Source organism: Planktothrix sp. PCC 11201, assembly GCF_900009135.1.
GTDB lineage: Bacteria > Cyanobacteriota > Cyanobacteriia > Cyanobacteriales > Microcoleaceae > Planktothrix.
On the sequence record NZ_LT797711.1, the window covers coordinates 104354 to 121612 of the forward strand.

At 39.7% G+C, this 17259-nt stretch carries 16 protein-coding genes and 1 riboswitch; of the genes, 9 read left to right on the top strand and 7 right to left on the bottom strand.

Annotated elements, in window-relative coordinates:
- Positions 1 to 56: 56 nt before the first annotated feature.
- The 3 genes from PL11201_RS22725 to PL11201_RS22735 all read left to right on the top strand — a co-directional run bounded on the left by PL11201_RS22725 (position 57) and on the right by PL11201_RS22735 (position 2999).
- Positions 57 to 479 (top strand): hypothetical protein, encoded by a 423-nt coding sequence (locus PL11201_RS22725; protein WP_079681137.1) that lies wholly within the window; start codon positions 57 to 59, stop codon positions 477 to 479.
- Positions 480 to 559: 80 nt separating this feature from the next.
- Positions 560 to 1129, top strand: a complete 570-nt coding sequence (locus PL11201_RS22730) for a Uma2 family endonuclease (RefSeq protein WP_079681138.1) — start codon at positions 560 to 562, stop codon at positions 1127 to 1129.
- 130 nt (positions 1130 to 1259) lie between these two features.
- Complete coding sequence (locus PL11201_RS22735; protein ID WP_079681139.1) at positions 1260 to 2999, top strand: potassium channel family protein; 1740 nt, start codon at positions 1260 to 1262, stop codon at positions 2997 to 2999.
- Positions 3000 to 3123: 124 nt separating this feature from the next.
- On the opposite strand, the gene rpsU is transcribed toward PL11201_RS22735, so the two are convergent.
- From rpsU to lipB, 3 genes are all read right to left on the bottom strand, one after another.
- A complete protein-coding gene (gene rpsU / locus PL11201_RS22740; RefSeq protein ID WP_026788585.1) occupies positions 3124 to 3339 on the bottom strand; it encodes a 30S ribosomal protein S21 in 216 nt (71 codons plus the stop codon).
- A 348-nt stretch (positions 3340 to 3687) separates the two neighbouring features.
- Complete coding sequence (locus PL11201_RS22745; protein WP_079681140.1) at positions 3688 to 4008, bottom strand: RNA recognition motif domain-containing protein; 321 nt, start codon at positions 4006 to 4008, stop codon at positions 3688 to 3690.
- A gap of 195 nt (positions 4009 to 4203) precedes the next feature.
- A complete protein-coding gene (lipB, locus tag PL11201_RS22750) occupies positions 4204 to 4869 on the bottom strand; it encodes a lipoyl(octanoyl) transferase LipB (RefSeq protein ID WP_234996819.1) in 666 nt (221 codons plus the stop codon).
- A gap of 266 nt (positions 4870 to 5135) precedes the next feature.
- On the opposite strand from lipB, the gene hpf reads away from it, so the two are divergent.
- From hpf to PL11201_RS22780, 6 genes are all read left to right on the top strand, one after another.
- Positions 5136 to 5783 (top strand): ribosome hibernation-promoting factor, HPF/YfiA family, encoded by a 648-nt coding sequence (hpf, locus tag PL11201_RS22755; protein ID WP_079681143.1) that lies wholly within the window; start codon positions 5136 to 5138, stop codon positions 5781 to 5783.
- Positions 5784 to 6020: 237 nt separating this feature from the next.
- On the top strand, positions 6021 to 8642 hold the full coding sequence (locus PL11201_RS22760) for a response regulator (RefSeq protein ID WP_079681144.1): 2622 nt from the start codon (positions 6021 to 6023) through the stop codon (positions 8640 to 8642).
- Positions 8639 to 9682 carry a GGDEF domain-containing response regulator gene (locus tag PL11201_RS22765; protein WP_079681145.1) on the top strand — a complete coding sequence of 348 codons (1044 nt, stop codon included), beginning with the start codon at positions 8639 to 8641 and terminating at the stop codon, positions 9680 to 9682. Before PL11201_RS22760 ends, PL11201_RS22765 begins: the two co-directional genes overlap by 4 nt.
- Before the next feature lie 108 nt (positions 9683 to 9790).
- Positions 9791 to 10366: a Uma2 family endonuclease gene (locus PL11201_RS22770; RefSeq protein ID WP_079681147.1), complete on the top strand. Its 576-nt coding sequence runs from the start codon at positions 9791 to 9793 to the stop codon at positions 10364 to 10366.
- A gap of 161 nt (positions 10367 to 10527) precedes the next feature.
- Positions 10528 to 10627, top strand: a riboswitch (TPP riboswitch).
- An 8-nt stretch (positions 10628 to 10635) separates the two neighbouring features.
- On the top strand, positions 10636 to 12015 hold the full coding sequence (gene thiC / locus PL11201_RS22775) for a phosphomethylpyrimidine synthase (protein ID WP_079681148.1): 1380 nt from the start codon (positions 10636 to 10638) through the stop codon (positions 12013 to 12015).
- Positions 12016 to 12101: 86 nt separating this feature from the next.
- Positions 12102 to 12569 carry a universal stress protein gene (locus tag PL11201_RS22780; protein WP_079681150.1) on the top strand — a complete coding sequence of 156 codons (468 nt, stop codon included), beginning with the start codon at positions 12102 to 12104 and terminating at the stop codon, positions 12567 to 12569.
- A gap of 45 nt (positions 12570 to 12614) precedes the next feature.
- On the opposite strand, the gene PL11201_RS22785 is transcribed toward PL11201_RS22780, so the two are convergent.
- The 4 genes from PL11201_RS22785 to PL11201_RS22800 all read right to left on the bottom strand — a co-directional run bounded on the left by PL11201_RS22785 (position 12615) and on the right by PL11201_RS22800 (position 16699).
- The gene (locus PL11201_RS22785; protein WP_079681151.1) at positions 12615 to 12875 is read right to left on the bottom strand and encodes a Uma2 family endonuclease; all 261 of its coding nucleotides are present in this window, start codon (positions 12873 to 12875) and stop codon (positions 12615 to 12617) included.
- 147 nt (positions 12876 to 13022) lie between these two features.
- Positions 13023 to 13943: a transposase family protein gene (locus PL11201_RS22790; RefSeq protein WP_079676644.1), complete on the bottom strand. Its 921-nt coding sequence runs from the start codon at positions 13941 to 13943 to the stop codon at positions 13023 to 13025.
- 35 nt (positions 13944 to 13978) lie between these two features.
- Positions 13979 to 14335, bottom strand: coding sequence for a Uma2 family endonuclease (locus PL11201_RS22795; protein WP_079681152.1), 357 nt, complete (start codon positions 14333 to 14335; stop codon positions 13979 to 13981).
- Positions 14336 to 14359: 24 nt separating this feature from the next.
- On the bottom strand, positions 14360 to 16699 hold the full coding sequence (locus tag PL11201_RS22800; RefSeq protein ID WP_079681154.1) for a heavy metal translocating P-type ATPase: 2340 nt from the start codon (positions 16697 to 16699) through the stop codon (positions 14360 to 14362).
- Positions 16700 to 17259: the final 560 nt, after the last annotated feature.

Sequence of the window (17259 nt, forward strand, 5' to 3'; positions counted from 1 at the left end):
CAGATTTTTTTAAAGATTTGCCGGATCAAGAATTTAGTGCAGTTTGATTAAAACCGATGGAAGAATTACAGTATCTCGCCACTTGGGTTAAGGAACAACACGCCCAAGAATATATCCTGACTTGGTTATTAACTCAACCGGGCCTCTGGTGGTCGAATGGGGAAGTTTACCAAGCGGTTTTACAAAAATCGGGTAAACGGTTGAAGGAATTTGTCAAGAAAAGCAAACAAGGGGATCTGTTTCAAGGGATTGCCGATAAAATTGTCAGTGATGAAAGTTGGGATCAAATTGCTGAAAGTTTAGCTCGGTTAATGGGTATTTATCAAGAAGAATTGGTTAAGTTACAGGATCAAGGACGGTTACAATCAACTACTCGTTTATCGGTTCAACGTCCTTCTTCCCCTGCGAAATCCTGGTCTAATATCGATGTTCAACAGCCTCTACCTGACCCGAATACCGATGCTCTAACTGGACTCTAAACTATTAATTATTGTGGGGATAGCGATCGCTTTTTTTGTTATAATTAAAATCTAATAAAACATAATAGGAGATTATTTTTATGTCTTTGATGACCATAAAAGATTTAGAGCAAGTCCAAAAAAATCTCTCCGAAGGCGGTTTAGATTATCAGTTAGAATTGATTAACGGGAAGATTGAGATTATGGGGCCATCGGATATTGTCTCTAGTGAAGTTGGAGCCGAATTAATTAGACTATTGGGAAATTGGGTTAAACCTCGTCGTTTAGGTCGTGTCTTTGACTCTGCTGGGGGTTTTATTCTCCCGAATACCAACCTAAAAGCCCCTGATGTTTCTTTTGTTCGCGCATCCCGTCTTAGAAAAAGTGTGCGTTATTTTGCTGAATTAGTGCCTGATTTAGTCGTAGAAATTAAATCCCAGAGCGATCGCATCAATCCGTTAAAAAAGAAAATTAATCAGTTTTTAGAATTAGGGGCGCAAGTTGGGATTCTGATTGATCCTGATGAGTTAACAGTTACGGTTTATCGCTCTACAGAGGAACCCATTGTACTCGGAAATGGAGATATTTTAACCCTGCCAGAACTATTTGCAGGTTGGGAATTATCGATTAATGAATTATGGCCTCCAGTTTTTACCGATGATGAATTCTGAAAGCACTTTTCTATGGGAGTTCGTGTTTTAAGATACAGTTTCGGGGGAATCAGACCATTGATAATTTCATCAGGTGGCTATCAGGTTAAGAACTTTAGTGGGATGATCGCTGTTATGGATTGTAATACCTATGAAACCTCGAATTATTGTTTGTAGTTTAGGTCGCACGGGATATCAGATTTTTAGACTCCTGAAACAACAAGGTGCTATTGTTGTGGGCATCAGCGATAAACCCATCCCCCAAGAAGGGTCTGATGTGGTGGTGGGGAATTTACGCTCCGCTTCGACTTTATTAGCCGCCGGGGTAAAAACAGCCAACGCTTTGATTTTAGCCGGAAATGATGAAGCGACAAATTTAGCAATTTTAATGCAAGCCCGAATTTTAAATCCTCAGATTCGGATTATTAATCGTTTATTTAATACTAATTTAGGAACGCGCCTAAATCAAACTTTACCGGAACACAGTACCATGAGTGTTTCGGCTTTGGCTGCTCCTGTGTTTGCCTTTGCGGCTTTGGGAAATCAAGCGATCGGACAACTCGAATTATTTAATCAAATTTGGCCGATTCATGAAGAATTAATCGATGAAGATCATCCCTGGTTAGGACATAGTTTGAGGGATTTATGGGCAGATTCGGGTCGAATGTTAATTTATTATTTGCCGTTTAAAGATAAAATTGATTTAGTTTCTGGGGTGATGGCGGATCAAAAGTTACAGGTAGGCGATCGCTTAATTATAGCGATCAAACCCAAAACCCATCAAATTCAAAAGGATCTGAAATATCGCTTTCTTAAATTCAAACGGGGGCTACAAAAGTTTAAACAATATGCTAAATCAGCTTTAATTGTCAGTTCAATTTTATTTCTAACAATATTAGGAGCAGCTTTAACCTATGTTGTTGTCGATCCTAGTTATTCTTTTGTAGATTCCCTCTATTTTTCCGTGGGGATGATTACCGGAGCTGGAGGGAATGAACAAGTTGTTGAACATTCCCCCGATAGTATTAAAATATTTACGGTGGTGATGATGTTAATTGGCACCGGAGTTGTGGGAATTAGTTATGCCCTATTAAATGATTTTATCTTAGGAACTCGTTTGAAAGATTATCTGGATGCGACCCGAGTTCCCGAACGCAATCACTATGTTATTTGTGGATTAGGAGAATTAGGATTAAATATTGCCCAACATTTATATCAACGGGGTTATGAAGTTGTTGTGATTGAACGTGATCCTAATAGCCGTTTTCTCAGTACCGCCAAGGGGTTAAAAATTCCCATTTTTGAAGGAGATGCGAGTTTAGCTAATACCCTAAAAAGCGTCAACATTGAAGCCGCCGAAGCCCTATTAGCCGTTACCAATGATGATACGGGAAATTTAGAAATTGTTTTAAGTGCTAGGGGATTAGCACCCCGCTTAAGGGTGATCACTCGCACCCATGACTCCCATTTTGCCTTGATGGTACAACAGATTTTTGATTTTGAAGCGGTCTTAAATACAACGGAAATTGCGGCTCCAGCCTTTGCAGCAGCGGCACTGGGAGGACGGATTTTAGGAAGTGGAATTACGGCCGACAGTTTGTGGGTGGCTTTAGGAACCCTGATTACCCACAATCACCCCTTTTGTGGGAAGCGAGTCCAAGAAGTTGCCAGAAAAGCTGATTTTGTTCCCTTATATATTGAAACCGCCTATCAAACAATTCACAGTTGGGAACTGCTGAATTTTCTCCTACAACCTGGGGATATTTTATATTTGACTATGCCAGCCCATCATATTGAGCAACTGTGGCACACTCTCCCCCCAGAACGATTTCCCTGGGAGGATCATCACGCATTCAGTCGAGAGTCGAGCCTAGGGCCAGGAAAGAATTAATGTGTCGGGAAACAGGGACAGCAAACCGTTAGTCGTGAAGGATGTAAAATACGAACGTCCCCGTTCGTACTACATGACGGACAAACACCGACTAACTGCTCACTGCAAATGTCCGTTTTTCCCTTTAGGGTTCACTATTTTGAAATTGTTGTCTACGGTTGCGAAGGCGACGGCGTTCTTTATGGCGAGCTACCTCTTTACGCTTGCGTTTTTGTCCGGGGGTTTCAAAGTGACGATTTTTTTTCAGATCGGCAAAAATGCCAGCTTGTGAAACTTTTCGTTTAAAGCGACGCAAAGCAGACTCTAATTGCTCAGTTTCACCGAGAACGACTTGGCTCATTCCATATTCTCCCAGTTAAAATTATAGATTGGTTTAACAAGCTACCCTGATTTAGCGGATAGAAACGGGACAAGGTGGGTCTTCACATTTACAGACCCCTGTCCGCTCCCCGAAGTATTGATCAAGGCTTGAGACAGACCCCAATGACAACAATGGGGAAAATCCGCATAAATCGAAGCATGGTAGAAAAAATTTTCCTATACGGCATAGTGCTTGCCATCTACTCCCCATGCAGAGCAGTTCTTACTATAACACAAATTCCGACCTTATCTCACTCCATGCTGGGGTGATCCTTGGCAATGGACTGAGATAAGGTGTGTGAATGCTTTTTTTCGAGATTAACACGGTCTATCGACGGGGGTAACCACCACCACCACCACCGCCACCCCAGCCGCCACCACCACCCCGGGGAGATTTGCTGCGTTCTTCTTGGGGACGAGCTTTATTGACCTTGAGGGTGCGCTCCATCCATTCAGCCCCATCTAACTCTTGAATCGCTTTGGCTTCTTGATCTTCGGTTTCCATTTCTACAAAACCGAAACCTCGTTTGCGTTGGGTTTCACGGTCAATTGGAAGCTGAACTTTTTTAATAGTTCCATACTCACCAAAGACTTCTTTAAGATCATCTTCAGTGACGCTGTAAGATAAATTACCAACGTAAATAGTCATTACTTACCTCTTAAAATCGAGTGGTGTGCAGATATTGGAATTCGGAGGTAAGCGAGTAGGACTTACACTAAACAGAAAAATTTTTCCTGATTCGGGCATTACAGGGCTACCGATACCTAATCCATTTGTGATTATAACATAATTTTCAATCATTACCAGTGCGACTGAAATAATCTTGCTGGCTTAACAGAATTGTTAATTAATTGTTAATTTTAATTGGGGAGGAATCAACTCAACTTCAAAAACTTGAGCAAAGGTTTCAGCAACTTGGGAACGGACTTGTTCCCAAGTAATCCCCGGAATAAATTGAGCCAAACTGCCAACGGGTCGATGGGCAATCCCACAGGGAACAATTGCTTCAAAACCCTGCAAGTCAGGGCAGACATTCAGGGAAAAACCGTGCATAGTAATCCAACGACTGACTTTGATGCCTACAGCCGCCACTTTGGTTTGATTAATCCAAACTCCTGTTAACCCAGGAATCCTTTGGGCGGGGAGTCCATAGCTCTCCAAGACTTGAATTAACACCTGTTCTAGCTGCCTTAAATACCAATGTAAATCGGGGGTGTGGCGTCGTAGATTCAAAATCGGATAGCCGACAAGCTGCCCTGGGCAATGGTAGGTAACTTCCCCTCCCCGTTCTACCCGATGCAGTTCAAAGGCACAATCGTCGGGATCGAACTTCAGAAATTGTAAATCAGCCCCTTGTCCCAGGGTATAGACGGGGGGATGTTCCAACAGGATTAACACATCATCGAGATCGGGGTTAAGCTTGCGGTCTTGAACCAAGGATTGCTGCCAATTCCAGGCCGTTGTATAGGGAACCGATCCAAGGTAATAAATTTGACAGGGGACAGCCACAATAACCTTAAAAAAAAGAAGTTAACAGGAGATAGAGTAACAGATTTGATGCTAATATAATAAGTAGGAATACTTAATTCAACTTCAAGGAGAGCAGAAAAAACGTACAAGAGATCAGAAAAAAAATCAAGCGGTTTTCGACGAAACTTAACCCCAGAAAAGTCAAGAATTGTCACAGGATCAAAAAAAATTGCAATGGGTGAAGTTTGGTATCAGGTTAGTGTTAAGGTGAGAATATGCCCACATTATGAGCGGGAGGGAGCTTTATGAAGCTTGTTATCCAGGGTAAAAATTTGGAAGTTACGACTGCAATTCACGAATATGTACATCAGAAGATCACAAAAGCTGTCAGTCATTTTGAACAATTGACAACGGAAGTGGATGTACATTTATCGGTTGCTCGGAACCCTCGGATAAATCCAAAACAAACCGCAGAAGTGACAATTTATGCCAACGGAACTGTGATTCGCGCTCAAGAAAGTAGTGAAAATCTTTACGCCAGCATTGATCTAGTCGCCGACAAAATTGCTCGCCAACTGCGGAAGTACAAAGAAAAACGTCAGGATAAGAGTCAAAATCTACCTAAAACTGGTGAAGTCGTTATTGATCATCCGGTGGTTGAAGATTTGATCGGGGATCGTTCTCCTGAACTACCCCCAGAGGTGATTCGCACCAAATATTTTGCGATGCCTCTAATCACCGTTGATGAGGCTTTAGAACAGCTTCAATTTATTGATCATGATTTCTATATGTTCCGCAATGCCGAAACAGAAGAAATTAATGTGATCTACAAGCGTTCTAATCATCGTGGTTACGGCGTGATTCAACCTCGCCACGGAGATGCAGAAAGTAACGGTAAATCTGCCCAGGCGAATACTGAGACTTTGAGTTCATCCAAAGCTGCTCAAGTTTAGGGGTGTCGAGGGTTTGGCGGTGTGTCAAACCCCGATTACAACTGTACGGACTAATAATTGAAGATGGGTTTTTGTTGAACGAGTATTCTATTCTAGGACGCTTTGGCTCAAAGGAAGACCATCAAAAAAACCGTGCCATATTAGGATGGAACGTTTAAAGCTCCACCCCAGGAATGGCGGTGGATTTTTTTAATTAATGCGTCCCTGGGATGCCGTTGATTGCCCAAAGGACAGAATATGTTGAACCGTGCTGACAATACCCCGGCTTCCAAGATTTTAATTGTTGATGATCTTCCAGAAAATCTGGAACTGCTCTATCATGTTTTGACGGATGCCGGGTATGACGTCGATAGAGCTTTAGATGGAGAATCAGCCTTAGAACAAATCAATCATCATCCTCCAGAGGTAATTTTACTCGACGTCATGATGCCGGGTTTGAATGGTTATGAATTGTGCCAACAATTAAAGGCTTGCCCTCAAACCCGGGACATTCCTGTAATTTTTATTAGTGCTTTAGCTGAAATTAATAATAAAGTCAAGGGTTTTGAAGTGGGAGGGGTAGACTATATTACCAAACCTTTTGAAATTGAAGATGTTATAGTTCGGGTGAAAAATCAGTTAACCATTGTTGAACAACAAAAACAGTTACAAGAACAAAAAGCTCAATTAGAAAAAGAAATTCAAGAGCGACGACGAGTTGAAACAGCCCTGCAACAAAGTATTAAACGAGAAAAAACCAGCGCCCGTGTGATTCAACGAATGCGCCAAACCCTCAACTTGAATAAGATATTTAAATCTACAACCGTAGAATTAAGGAAGGTCTTACATTGCGATCGGGTGGTGATTTATCAGTTTAATCCTGACTGGAGTGGAAAAGTCGTTGCTGAGTCAGTAGAAACGGGTTGGATACCTTTAATTAAAGCTCAATATCATGATCCGGTGATGACTCAAACGGCGATTTTAAATTCCGATTGTGTCTTTGAATCCTTAACAGAAACTTCTGAAATTCTTGTAGAAGATACTTATTTGCAAGAAACCCAAGGGGGTGTTTACCGCCGGGGGGTCATTTATCGATGTGTTGAAAATATTTATCAAGCTCAATTTAGTCCTTGTTATATTAATTTTTTGGAGCGATTTCAAGTTAAATCTTATTTAACCGTTGCTATTTTTTGTGCCAATCAACTGTGGGGTCTGTTAGGAGCCTATCAAAGTTCGGATTTTCGCAAATGGCATCACATAGAAATTTCAATGGTAGTCCAAATTGCCAGCCAATTAGGGGTTGCTGTTCAGCAAGCCCAACTTTTTACAAAAATTCAAGAGCAAACAGAAGAATTAAAAATTGCCAAAAAGGCAGCCGATTCAGCCAATGCTGCTAAGAGTGAATTCTTGGCTAATATGAGTCATGAATTGCGGACTCCTTTGAATGCGATTTTAGGCTTTGCTCAAATTATGAAAAAAGATGATTCTCTATTATTAGAACAGCGAAAGCACATTGAAATTATTAATCGCAGTGGAGAACATTTACTGGATTTAATTAATGATGTTTTAGAACTTTCTAAAATCGAAGCAGGGAAGACAACTTTAAATGAAACTCGATTTGATTTGTTAATATTGCTAGATAATATTAAGGATATGTTACGCTTGAAAGCCGAAAGTAAAGGCTTGATATTTAAGTTTTATATCTCTAATACTGTTCCTCAATATATTATCGGCGACGAAAGAAAGCTACGTCAAATTTTGGCAAATTTGTTAGGAAATGCGATTAAATTTACGACAACAGGTCGAGTTCAATTGCGAGTGAGTGCCGGATTTAAACCCCTATCAGAAGATGAGCTAAGTACCCAGAATACTAACCGATTTTTACCCTTGAACTTGAGTGCTAGATCAGAAGCAATAAAAGAGGAGCGAAAAATCAATATTCAATTTGAAATTGAAGATACGGGAGCCGGCATTTCGCCTGAAGAACTGCCTTTATTATTTGAGGCTTTTACCCAAACAGAAGTGGGTCGTAAATCAGGTCAGGGAACAGGCTTAGGACTGCCCATTAGTCGTCATTTTATCCAATTAATGGGAGGAGATATTCAGGTAAAATCGATTCCAGAAAAAGGTTCAACCTTTACCTTTGAAATTCAAGCAAGAATAGATAGGGAAACCAGCTTCTCTCCTGATCAAAATCAGCAACAAATTGTCCATCTAGCTCCCGATCAAAATTCAGTTCGGATTTTAATTGTAGATGATGATGCGGATAATTGCTCATTATTAGTTAAAATGTTAAATAGAATTGGTTTTGAGGTACAAGAAGCCAGGGATGGTCAAGAGGCATTAGACCTTTGGCAAAGTTGGCGGCCGGATTTAATTTGTTTAGATATGCAATTACCGATTCTGGATGGCTTTGCTGTGGCTCGTCAAATTCGGAGTCAAGAACAGCAACATTCTATTCCGATTTTAGCCATTACTGCCTCGGTATTTGAGCAAGATCGACAATCTATTGCAGTTTCTGGATGTAATGATTGGATTAGTAAGCCCTTTAAAGAAGAAGTTCTGTTAGAAAAAATTAAAGAACATCTAGGGGTAGAATATATCTATCAAGAACCCGATTTTAGTTATACATTCCCCAAAATTACGACATCTCTGGTCAGTTCGGCATTAAAAACTCAACTGGCAATGTTGCCTGATTCATTCATTCAACAATTACATCATGCAGCTACTCAATGTAGTGATGATTTAGTTTTACAATTAATTGATCAAATTCCAGAAGAATTTATGGATTTGAGCCAAGTAATTCAAGAATGGGTATTAAATTTTAGATTTGATCTAATTATTGATCTAACTTATCAGATTCAATCCTCCAAGCAATGAATAACGATCAAAACCCCCTAAATCCCTGTGATATATTAGTTATTGATGATTACCCCGATAATCTAAGGGTTTTAACTGCGATTTTAGCCGAACAAGGATATCGAGTGAGAAAAGCAATTAATGGTCAACTCGCACTGGCTACTATTGAAGCTCAAGTTCCTGATTTAATCTTATTAGATATTCAACTTCCTGATATTAATGGTTATGATCTCTGTCGTCAGATTAAAGCTAACCCCCGCACCTATGCTGTTCCAATTTTAATGATTAGTATTCATGATCAGGCTGAAGATATTGTTAGGGCCTTTGCAGAGGGGGCAGTGGATTATATCAAAAAACCATTCCAGCCAGAAGAAGTTATTATTAGAGTTAAAACTCAACTGATGATTAGAAATCTTTATAATCAATTGGAACACCAAAATCACACCTTGTTTGAAAAAAATCACCAGCTTCAATCAGAAGTTGAGCAACGGATTCAAACGGAAGAATTTTTAAAAGCAGCTAATTTAAAATTAGAAAAATTAGCGTTTATTGATAGTCTCACAGAGTTAGGAAACCGTCGTTATTTTGATGAACAGTTGCCTCGAATTTGGCGACAGATGGCTAGAAATAAACAGTTAATTTCTTTGGTTATTTGTGATTTAGATTATTTTAAAATCTATAATGATACCTATGGTCATCCAGCCGGTGATCTTTGTCTTAAACAAGTGGCTGACGCGATTAAGCGGGCACTCAAACGTCCGGGGGATGCGGTTTTTCGTTATGGTGGAGAGGAATTTGTGATTATTCTCCCTGAAACTTCCTTAGAAGGTGCAATCCAAGTAACTAAAAATATACAGCTTGAAGTGGAACAACTTCATCACCTACATAGTAATTTTTCCATCTATCAAAAAACCACGTTAAGCTTTGGAATTTCCTCTCAATATCCTGAGCCAAATACATCACCTACACCTTTAATTATTCAAGCAGATCAAGCCCTTTATGAAGCCAAAATACAAGGGCGTAATACCTATGCTATTTATGCTTATACCAATCCTTTTTAAATTATTTTAATATCGACTAAAGAACATTAATAAAGCAATAACAAGATAATATTGATCAATTAATTGGTATCGAGTTATAATGGAGTTCTGTTTGATGGTATTTTAATTATGATTGTTAATCCTTCTGATTATAAAATTTCTCATGAAGATTATCTTGAAGGCGAAAAAATTAGCCCAATTCGCCATGAATATATTCGGGGAGAAGTCTATGCAATGGTTGGGGGAAGTGATGCTCATGATACGATTTCTGGGAATTTGATTGCTTTATTTAAAAATCACTTACGCGGCCAAGGATGTCGTGTTTATACGGGAAATATGAAAGTTCATATTCAAACCGCCGATACTTATTATTATCCTGATGTTATGGTAACTTGCGACTTCCGCGACCGAAACAATGGTTATTTTAAACAATATCCTAGTTTAATTATTGAGGTATTATCTCCCTCAACCGAAGCATTTAATCGGGGAGATAAATTTGCCGATTATCGACAGATTGAAACCTTACAAGAATATGTGTTAATTAGTCAAAATAAAATTAATATAGAATGTTTTAGACAAAATCAAGAGGGGCGTTGGGTATTGTTTACCTATCAACAAAATCAACAGATACAATTAGAAAGTATTAATTTTAGTTGTCAGGTATCAGAAATTTATGAAGATGTTTTAGACTTCAATCACCCGTAAGATGTAGCCATAACGCACACCCCCATCAATTCATTGAAAATGATAATATTTTCCTTGAATAGCCCCCTACAATAAGTATAATTACGCCCAAATTGTTCCGATATTTCTAAAGATTTGATTAATTTCTACCCAATTAACAAAAATTGTGATACCATCTTCTATTAATAAGCTAGGGGTGCCTGCTAGGTTCAGGCTGAGAAAAAACACCCTTGGAACCTGAGTCCGGCTAGTACCGGCGGAGGGAAGCTATTAATACGAGGAAAATCAAAATGCGGACAGAATGGGTCGCCAAACGGCGTGGACAGGGCAACGTTTCCCAAATGCACTACGCCCGCCAAGGCGTGATTACCGAAGAAATGAACTATGTGGCTCAACGGGAAAATTTACCGGTTGAGTTGATTCGGGAAGAAGTGGCACGGGGACGGATGATTATTCCTGCTAATATTAATCATACCAATTTAGAACCGATGGCAATTGGTATTGCTTCTAAATGTAAGGTTAATGCTAATATTGGGGCTTCCCCTAATTCTTCTAACTTAGAAGAAGAAGTGGCTAAACTCAATTTAGCGGTGAAATATGGCGCTGATACGGTGATGGATTTATCCACCGGAGGCGGGAATTTAGATACCATTCGTACCGCTATTATTAACGCTTCTCCTGTTCCTATTGGCACTGTTCCCATTTATCAAGCTTTGGAAAGTGTTCACGGCAAAATCGAAAGTCTTACCCCCGACGATTTTCTGCATATTATTGAAAAACACGCCCAACAGGGTGTGGATTATATGACGATTCATGCGGGTTTATTAATTGAATATCTGCCCTTGGTTAGAAGTCGAATTACCGGAATTGTGTCTCGGGGGGGCGGAATTATTGCCCGTTGGATGCTCCATCATCACAAACAAAATCCCCTCTATACTCACTTTGATGATATCATTGAAATCTTCAAAAAATACGACGTTTCCTTTAGTTTAGGGGACTCTTTACGCCCGGGTTGTACCCATGATGCGTCTGATGATGCTCAACTGGCCGAACTCAAAACCCTGGGACAATTAACCCGTCGCGCCTGGGAACATGATGTTCAGGTGATGGTAGAAGGCCCTGGTCACGTTCCCATGGATCAAATTGAGTTTAATGTTAAAAAACAGATGGAGGATTGTTCTGAAGCACCCTTCTATGTTTTGGGGCCGTTAGTAACAGATATTGCCCCAGGTTATGATCATATCACCTCAGCCATTGGGGCGGCGATCGCGGGTTGGCATGGAACTGCCATGTTATGTTATGTGACACCAAAAGAACACCTGGGTTTACCGAATGCCGAAGACGTCAGAAATGGGTTAATTGCCTATAAAATTGCCGCCCATGCCGCCGATATTGCCCGTCATCGGATTGGCGCCCGTGACCGTGATGATGAGTTATCCAAAGCTCGTTATAACTTTGACTGGAATCGTCAATTTGAGTTATCCTTAGACCCAGAACGGGCGAAGGAATATCACGACGAAACCCTTCCGGCAGATATCTACAAAACGGCGGAATTCTGTTCGATGTGTGGGCCGAAATTCTGTCCGATGCAAACTAAAATGGATGCCGATGCCTTAACAGAATTAGAAAAATTCTTGGCGAAGGAAAAAGAAGTTGTCACTCAAAGTTAATTAGCTATAAGCCGGGTTTTATATAAACCCGGTTTATTGGTTTAGAATATTAAGTTTTAAGATGCGCTGAAGCGCAACAACGGAATATGAGTTATCAAAGAATTTTAGTTGCGGTTGACCAATCGGCACAAAGTCAAATCGTGTTTGAAAAGGCGTTAGAATTAGCGCAGAAATCGTCGGGACAGTTGATGATTTTTAATCGTTTAACTCTCCATGAACCGGAAAGTTATAGTTACAGTAGTGTGCAGGTAGATAAAATTGTTCACCATTATCAATTTATTCAAGACAAGTTAGAACAGGATTTAGAACGAGTTCGCCTATGGTTAACGGGGTTAGAAAACCTAGCCATTGAAGCTGGAATTAAGGCCGAATGGGATTGGAAAGAAGGGAATGCCGGGCGTTTAATTTGTCAGGTGGCAAAGGATTGGGATGCTGATATTATTGTGATGGGAAGACGGGGAAGAACGGCAATTGCAGAGACAATTTTAGGCAGTGTCAGTTATCATGTTGTTCATCATGCACCCTGTTCGGTGTTGATTGTTCAGGGGAAATAAAATTACGAATATTTAGAATTGCTATAGTTCTTGCCTATCCCTATTTTATCCCCAATTAATCCCTTGATAAATTTCACTTAACGGGATTTGAAAATTGATAGAAGCTAAGGATAAAATATCATTAGGAGAATGGTACTCTGTTAGTAACCATTTGTTTTCAGGCGTTTTAGTAAACTGTTCAATATAGGTTTTATATTGGTCAATTAAAATATATTCCTTAAACTCAGGAATTGACCGATAATAATCAAATTTGTCTCCTTGGTCATAGTTTTTTGTACTTCGGGATAGAACTTCAACAATAGACATCTCCGAAAATCCTCAAATGCCCTCTATCGCTACTTTTTGAGTCTCTAGCACTCCTGTGCCGGTTTCTCCTAAAGTAACGGATTCATAGGCTTTTTCAGTTACATTAATAATAATTAATGAATTTTATTTCTGATATTCAATCATTTTTCAAAAGTATTCTGGGCAATTCTTAGATGATAATACAATCGCTCCTATTCGCCATCTTATTAGTCCACATACTGTCAAGATTACTGCTTCATAATTTTGGCTCTTTAACCGAAATCTTTCTGAAGCAACTCGATAAATTTTTATCAGTCTTATTAAATGTTCGACTACAATCCTTTGTTTGGCTTTTAACCGATTTTCTTCTCGATTTTCAAGGGATATTTCTTGATTCCTCGGTTTCTTATGTGGTGTATTAATTGCTGTTTCCCCTACATAAGCTTTATCCCCCCTGTATTTTTGATGATTCCCCAATTCCTCCCTTCTTTCTCTCCACAATTTCAGATCGCTTGTTGCTCCGGTATAACCCACAGCTACATCCACTATTTCTTTCCCGCTCGGCATGACAATGACTTGATTTTTAAAGGTATGTGTTTTTTTCTTTCCTGAGTAATATTTTTTCTGCTCTTCATTGTCTGTTGGTCTTTGCATGGGCTGTTCATAGCTATCTACTACTAACTCATATTCCAGCAGAATTTTTTCTACCCACTCCCAATCACTCTCGTTTTTTTTTACTTGCTCAAGTAAACTGGCTGGCAGTAATTCTCTCAATATTTTTATCCCGTTATGGAAAATATCATTCGCTGTTGATTCACTCACTTCAAACTGTAACCCTAACATTTGAAATGTGGGCATCTGATGCAGATAAATTAGAGTTAGTAAGATTTGTTCCTCCACAGATAATTTCTGGTGACGACCCCCACCTGCTTTAATCAACCTGATCTTAGCTTTTTCTCGTTCTTGTCGTTTTTCTTGTTCTAATAACTCCGCGGCTTGAATTAGTTCTATCAACTGTTCATATTCCATCCCTAATAGCCTTTTTGTTTGCTGGGGATTCTTGTCCAGATAGCCTCTTAATTTAGTCATCTCTCCTTGGGGTAAAATCAAATTTTACCATCTTGCTATCCCTCCCCATTTTTATTTCGGAGATGTCTAATTATTAAAGGATTAATTACGGTATCAGTTCGGTTTTCTTGAAGAATTGGTTCTCCTGAAATCACCATCACATCAGGATAAGTATAAATCCGATAATGGGGTATCCACAGACGAACATCACTAATAAATATTTTATAACTTTGGTTTCTGAGAGCAAATTTTAAATACGCATAAAAATTACCCGCAATATCGTTATGATTGGGTGTACCACCTGTCATAGAAACAATTTTCCCATCGATATACTCGTTTTTGCTGTCGGCTTTTTCTTCTAATTCCAGATATTCTTCTGGGGTGTAATGGCGTTGTTGAATTTCAGTTAACATGATTTTTTCCTATAAAGATTGTGCTTAAGCACAACAACGTTTAACTTGACGACGTAATAATAAAGAATTGGTGACCACAGTAACGGAACTTAATGCCATTAAAGCACCCGCACTGGAAGGACTTAATAATATGCCAAATTCAGGGAATAAAAACCCAGCCGCGAGGGGAATTGCTAATAGATTATAACCGAATGCCCAGAATAGATTTTGACGAATTTTATTAAAGGTGGCGCGACTTAATTGGATAGAATTAACAATATCCATTAAGGAATTTCGCATTAACACAATATCTGCGGTTTCATTCGCCACATCCGTCCCGGTTTGTAACCCAATTCCAATATCAGCTTGTGCTAAGGCGGGTGCATCGTTAATTCCATCTCCCACCATGGCTACAACTTGATTTTGTTGTTGTAAAGTTTGAATGAGATTAACTTTGCCTTGGGGTCGAACTTCGGCAAAAATATCCTCTGAGTTTAAGTTTAACTCAAGGGCGATCGCATTGGCAACGGATTGGCGATCGCCCGTTAATAAAATTACCCGTAACCCCATTTTCTGTAACTGTTTAACTGTTGCTTGAGCATCATCTTTTAAGGGGTCACTCATAGCTATTAACCCAACCACTTCACCCTCAATGGCAACATAAACTAGGGTTTTTCCTAAAAATTCCGGTAAGGTTTCAGGAGAGTTAATTGTGTGTTCTATTAACCCCGCTAAATTTCCGACAAATATAGTTTGATTCTCTATCATAGCCGAAACCCCTAAACCCGGTTCGGTTTGAAAATTTGATCCGATTAATAACGATAAATTCTGCTCTTTCGCTTCCTTTAAAATGGCTTGAGAAATCGGATGATTTGAACCCTGTTCTACCGTTGCCGCCAGTTGTACTATTTGTTGTGGTGATAACTCAGAAATAGTAATACAATCTGTGACCCTGGGAGAACCTGTAGTTAAGGTTCCCGTCTTATCAAAAACAACGGTATTCAGTTGATGTACCCGTTCTAAAATATCCCCACCTTTGATTAATAATCCCCTTTCTGCCCCCATGCCCGAACCGACTAAAATAGCCGTAGGTGTGGCTAATCCCAAGGCACAGGGACAGGCAATTACTAACACTGCAATCGCTAATTTTAAACTTAATAATAAAGGAGCATTTGTGGCTATTTCTATTCCGGCTAAGGGAATCACATCCGGCCAAATTCGAGTTCCTAACCCATACCAAAATAAAAAGGTTAAACTCGCTAAACCCATGACAAAATAGGTAAAATATCCCGCGACAATATCCGCTAATTTCTGAATTGGGGCTTTGCGAGTTTGGGCCATTTCAACTAATTGTACAATTTGGGCTAAAATAGTATCAGAACCCGTGCGGGTTGCTTCGATTAAAATTACCCCCGTTTGATTAATTGTACCCGCCGAAATATCATCCCCAATTTGTTTTAAAATCGGCATCGATTCCCCCGTTAACATTGATTCATCAACGGTGGTTGTTCCGAACCGAATTTCGCCATCCACGGGTATTTTTTCCCCAGGTAAAACTTGTAACCATTCCCCCTGTTTAACTTGTTCGGCGGGAATTTCTACACTATTTAAAATCCCCTCATATTGAGATTTAGGCGCAACTAAACGGGCCGTAGTCGGTTGTAAGGCAATTAAAGATTGAAAGGCAGTGGCGGCCCGTTGTCTTGCGTACTGTTCTAGGGTTTTTCCTAATAAAATAAACCCCAATAACATGACCGGTTCATCAAAGAAACATTCCCAACCCAATTGGGGAAATAAGAGGGCAACAAAACTGGTTAAATAGGCCGTAACCGTGCCCAGTCCCACCAAAGTATTCATATTGGGGGAATGGTTTAATAAACTACGTCCGCCATCAATAATAATAGAACGGGCGGGAAATAATAAGGCAATAGTAGCGAGTCCCCAATGAAACCAAATATTACTTAATAGATGAATATGGGGAAAGCCAAAATGATGTAAATGTCCAATACTGGATAATAATAACAACAGACCACAGGTAACAATGCGTTGAATTTGTTTTCCCATGTCCTGGCGATGTCGGTCTTGGAGCGCCTTTAATTTGTCCGTAGCCGAGGACGTTAAATTACGGAGTTGGCTGGGAAACCCGCTATTAGTTAAAATTTCAGCCAGATTTTCCGGGTTAATTTGGTTCGCCACACATTCAACCCTTGCCACTTCCGTCGCCAAATTCACAGAAACAGAAATAACCCCCGACTGTTGGAGCAGTTGACGTTCCACCGCTTTCACACAGCCCGCACATTGCATCCCTGATACATCTAAAATAATCATTTCGGTTGGGGGTGGGGTTAAGGTTTCCTCAGTCAGAGGTTTGGGAGCAAGCTGCATAAAGGTTTAGATTATTGGTACTTATAAAAGAAAAATACAGTTATTTGTGATAATCCCCCGATTAGATCCCCCTAAATCCCCCTTAAAAAGGGGGACTTTGAATCTGATTCTCTCCTAAAAATTAGATCTGCCTAAGTTCCTTTGAAAAGGTAGACTTTGAATCTAATTCTCTCCTAAAAAGCAGAGTTATGGGATCTAATTCCCCCCTTAAAAAGGGGGGTTAGGGGGGATCGACGAGATATAGCCTACTTTTAGCCTCAAGTTGAAACTAATGGGGTAGAACCATTGTCTACTAATCGCTTCCATATTGAGGGTAGATCAAATTCTCTTAACAATCAATTGTGGGGGCTGACAAAAAAAGCTCATCAACAGTCCTCCCCAGATTATAAAGGTTTCTGAGGATTTTATTAAGACTGGGATTGTAAATTTAGGATAAACTTAACATATAATTGTCCTACTGCTGCAAATATTAATAACTTTTGTTAAGTTGTGACTCTTTTTGACTCCATTCGTCAAAATTGATGTACGGACTTTTTGAGTCAAACCTTAATCAACAAAGG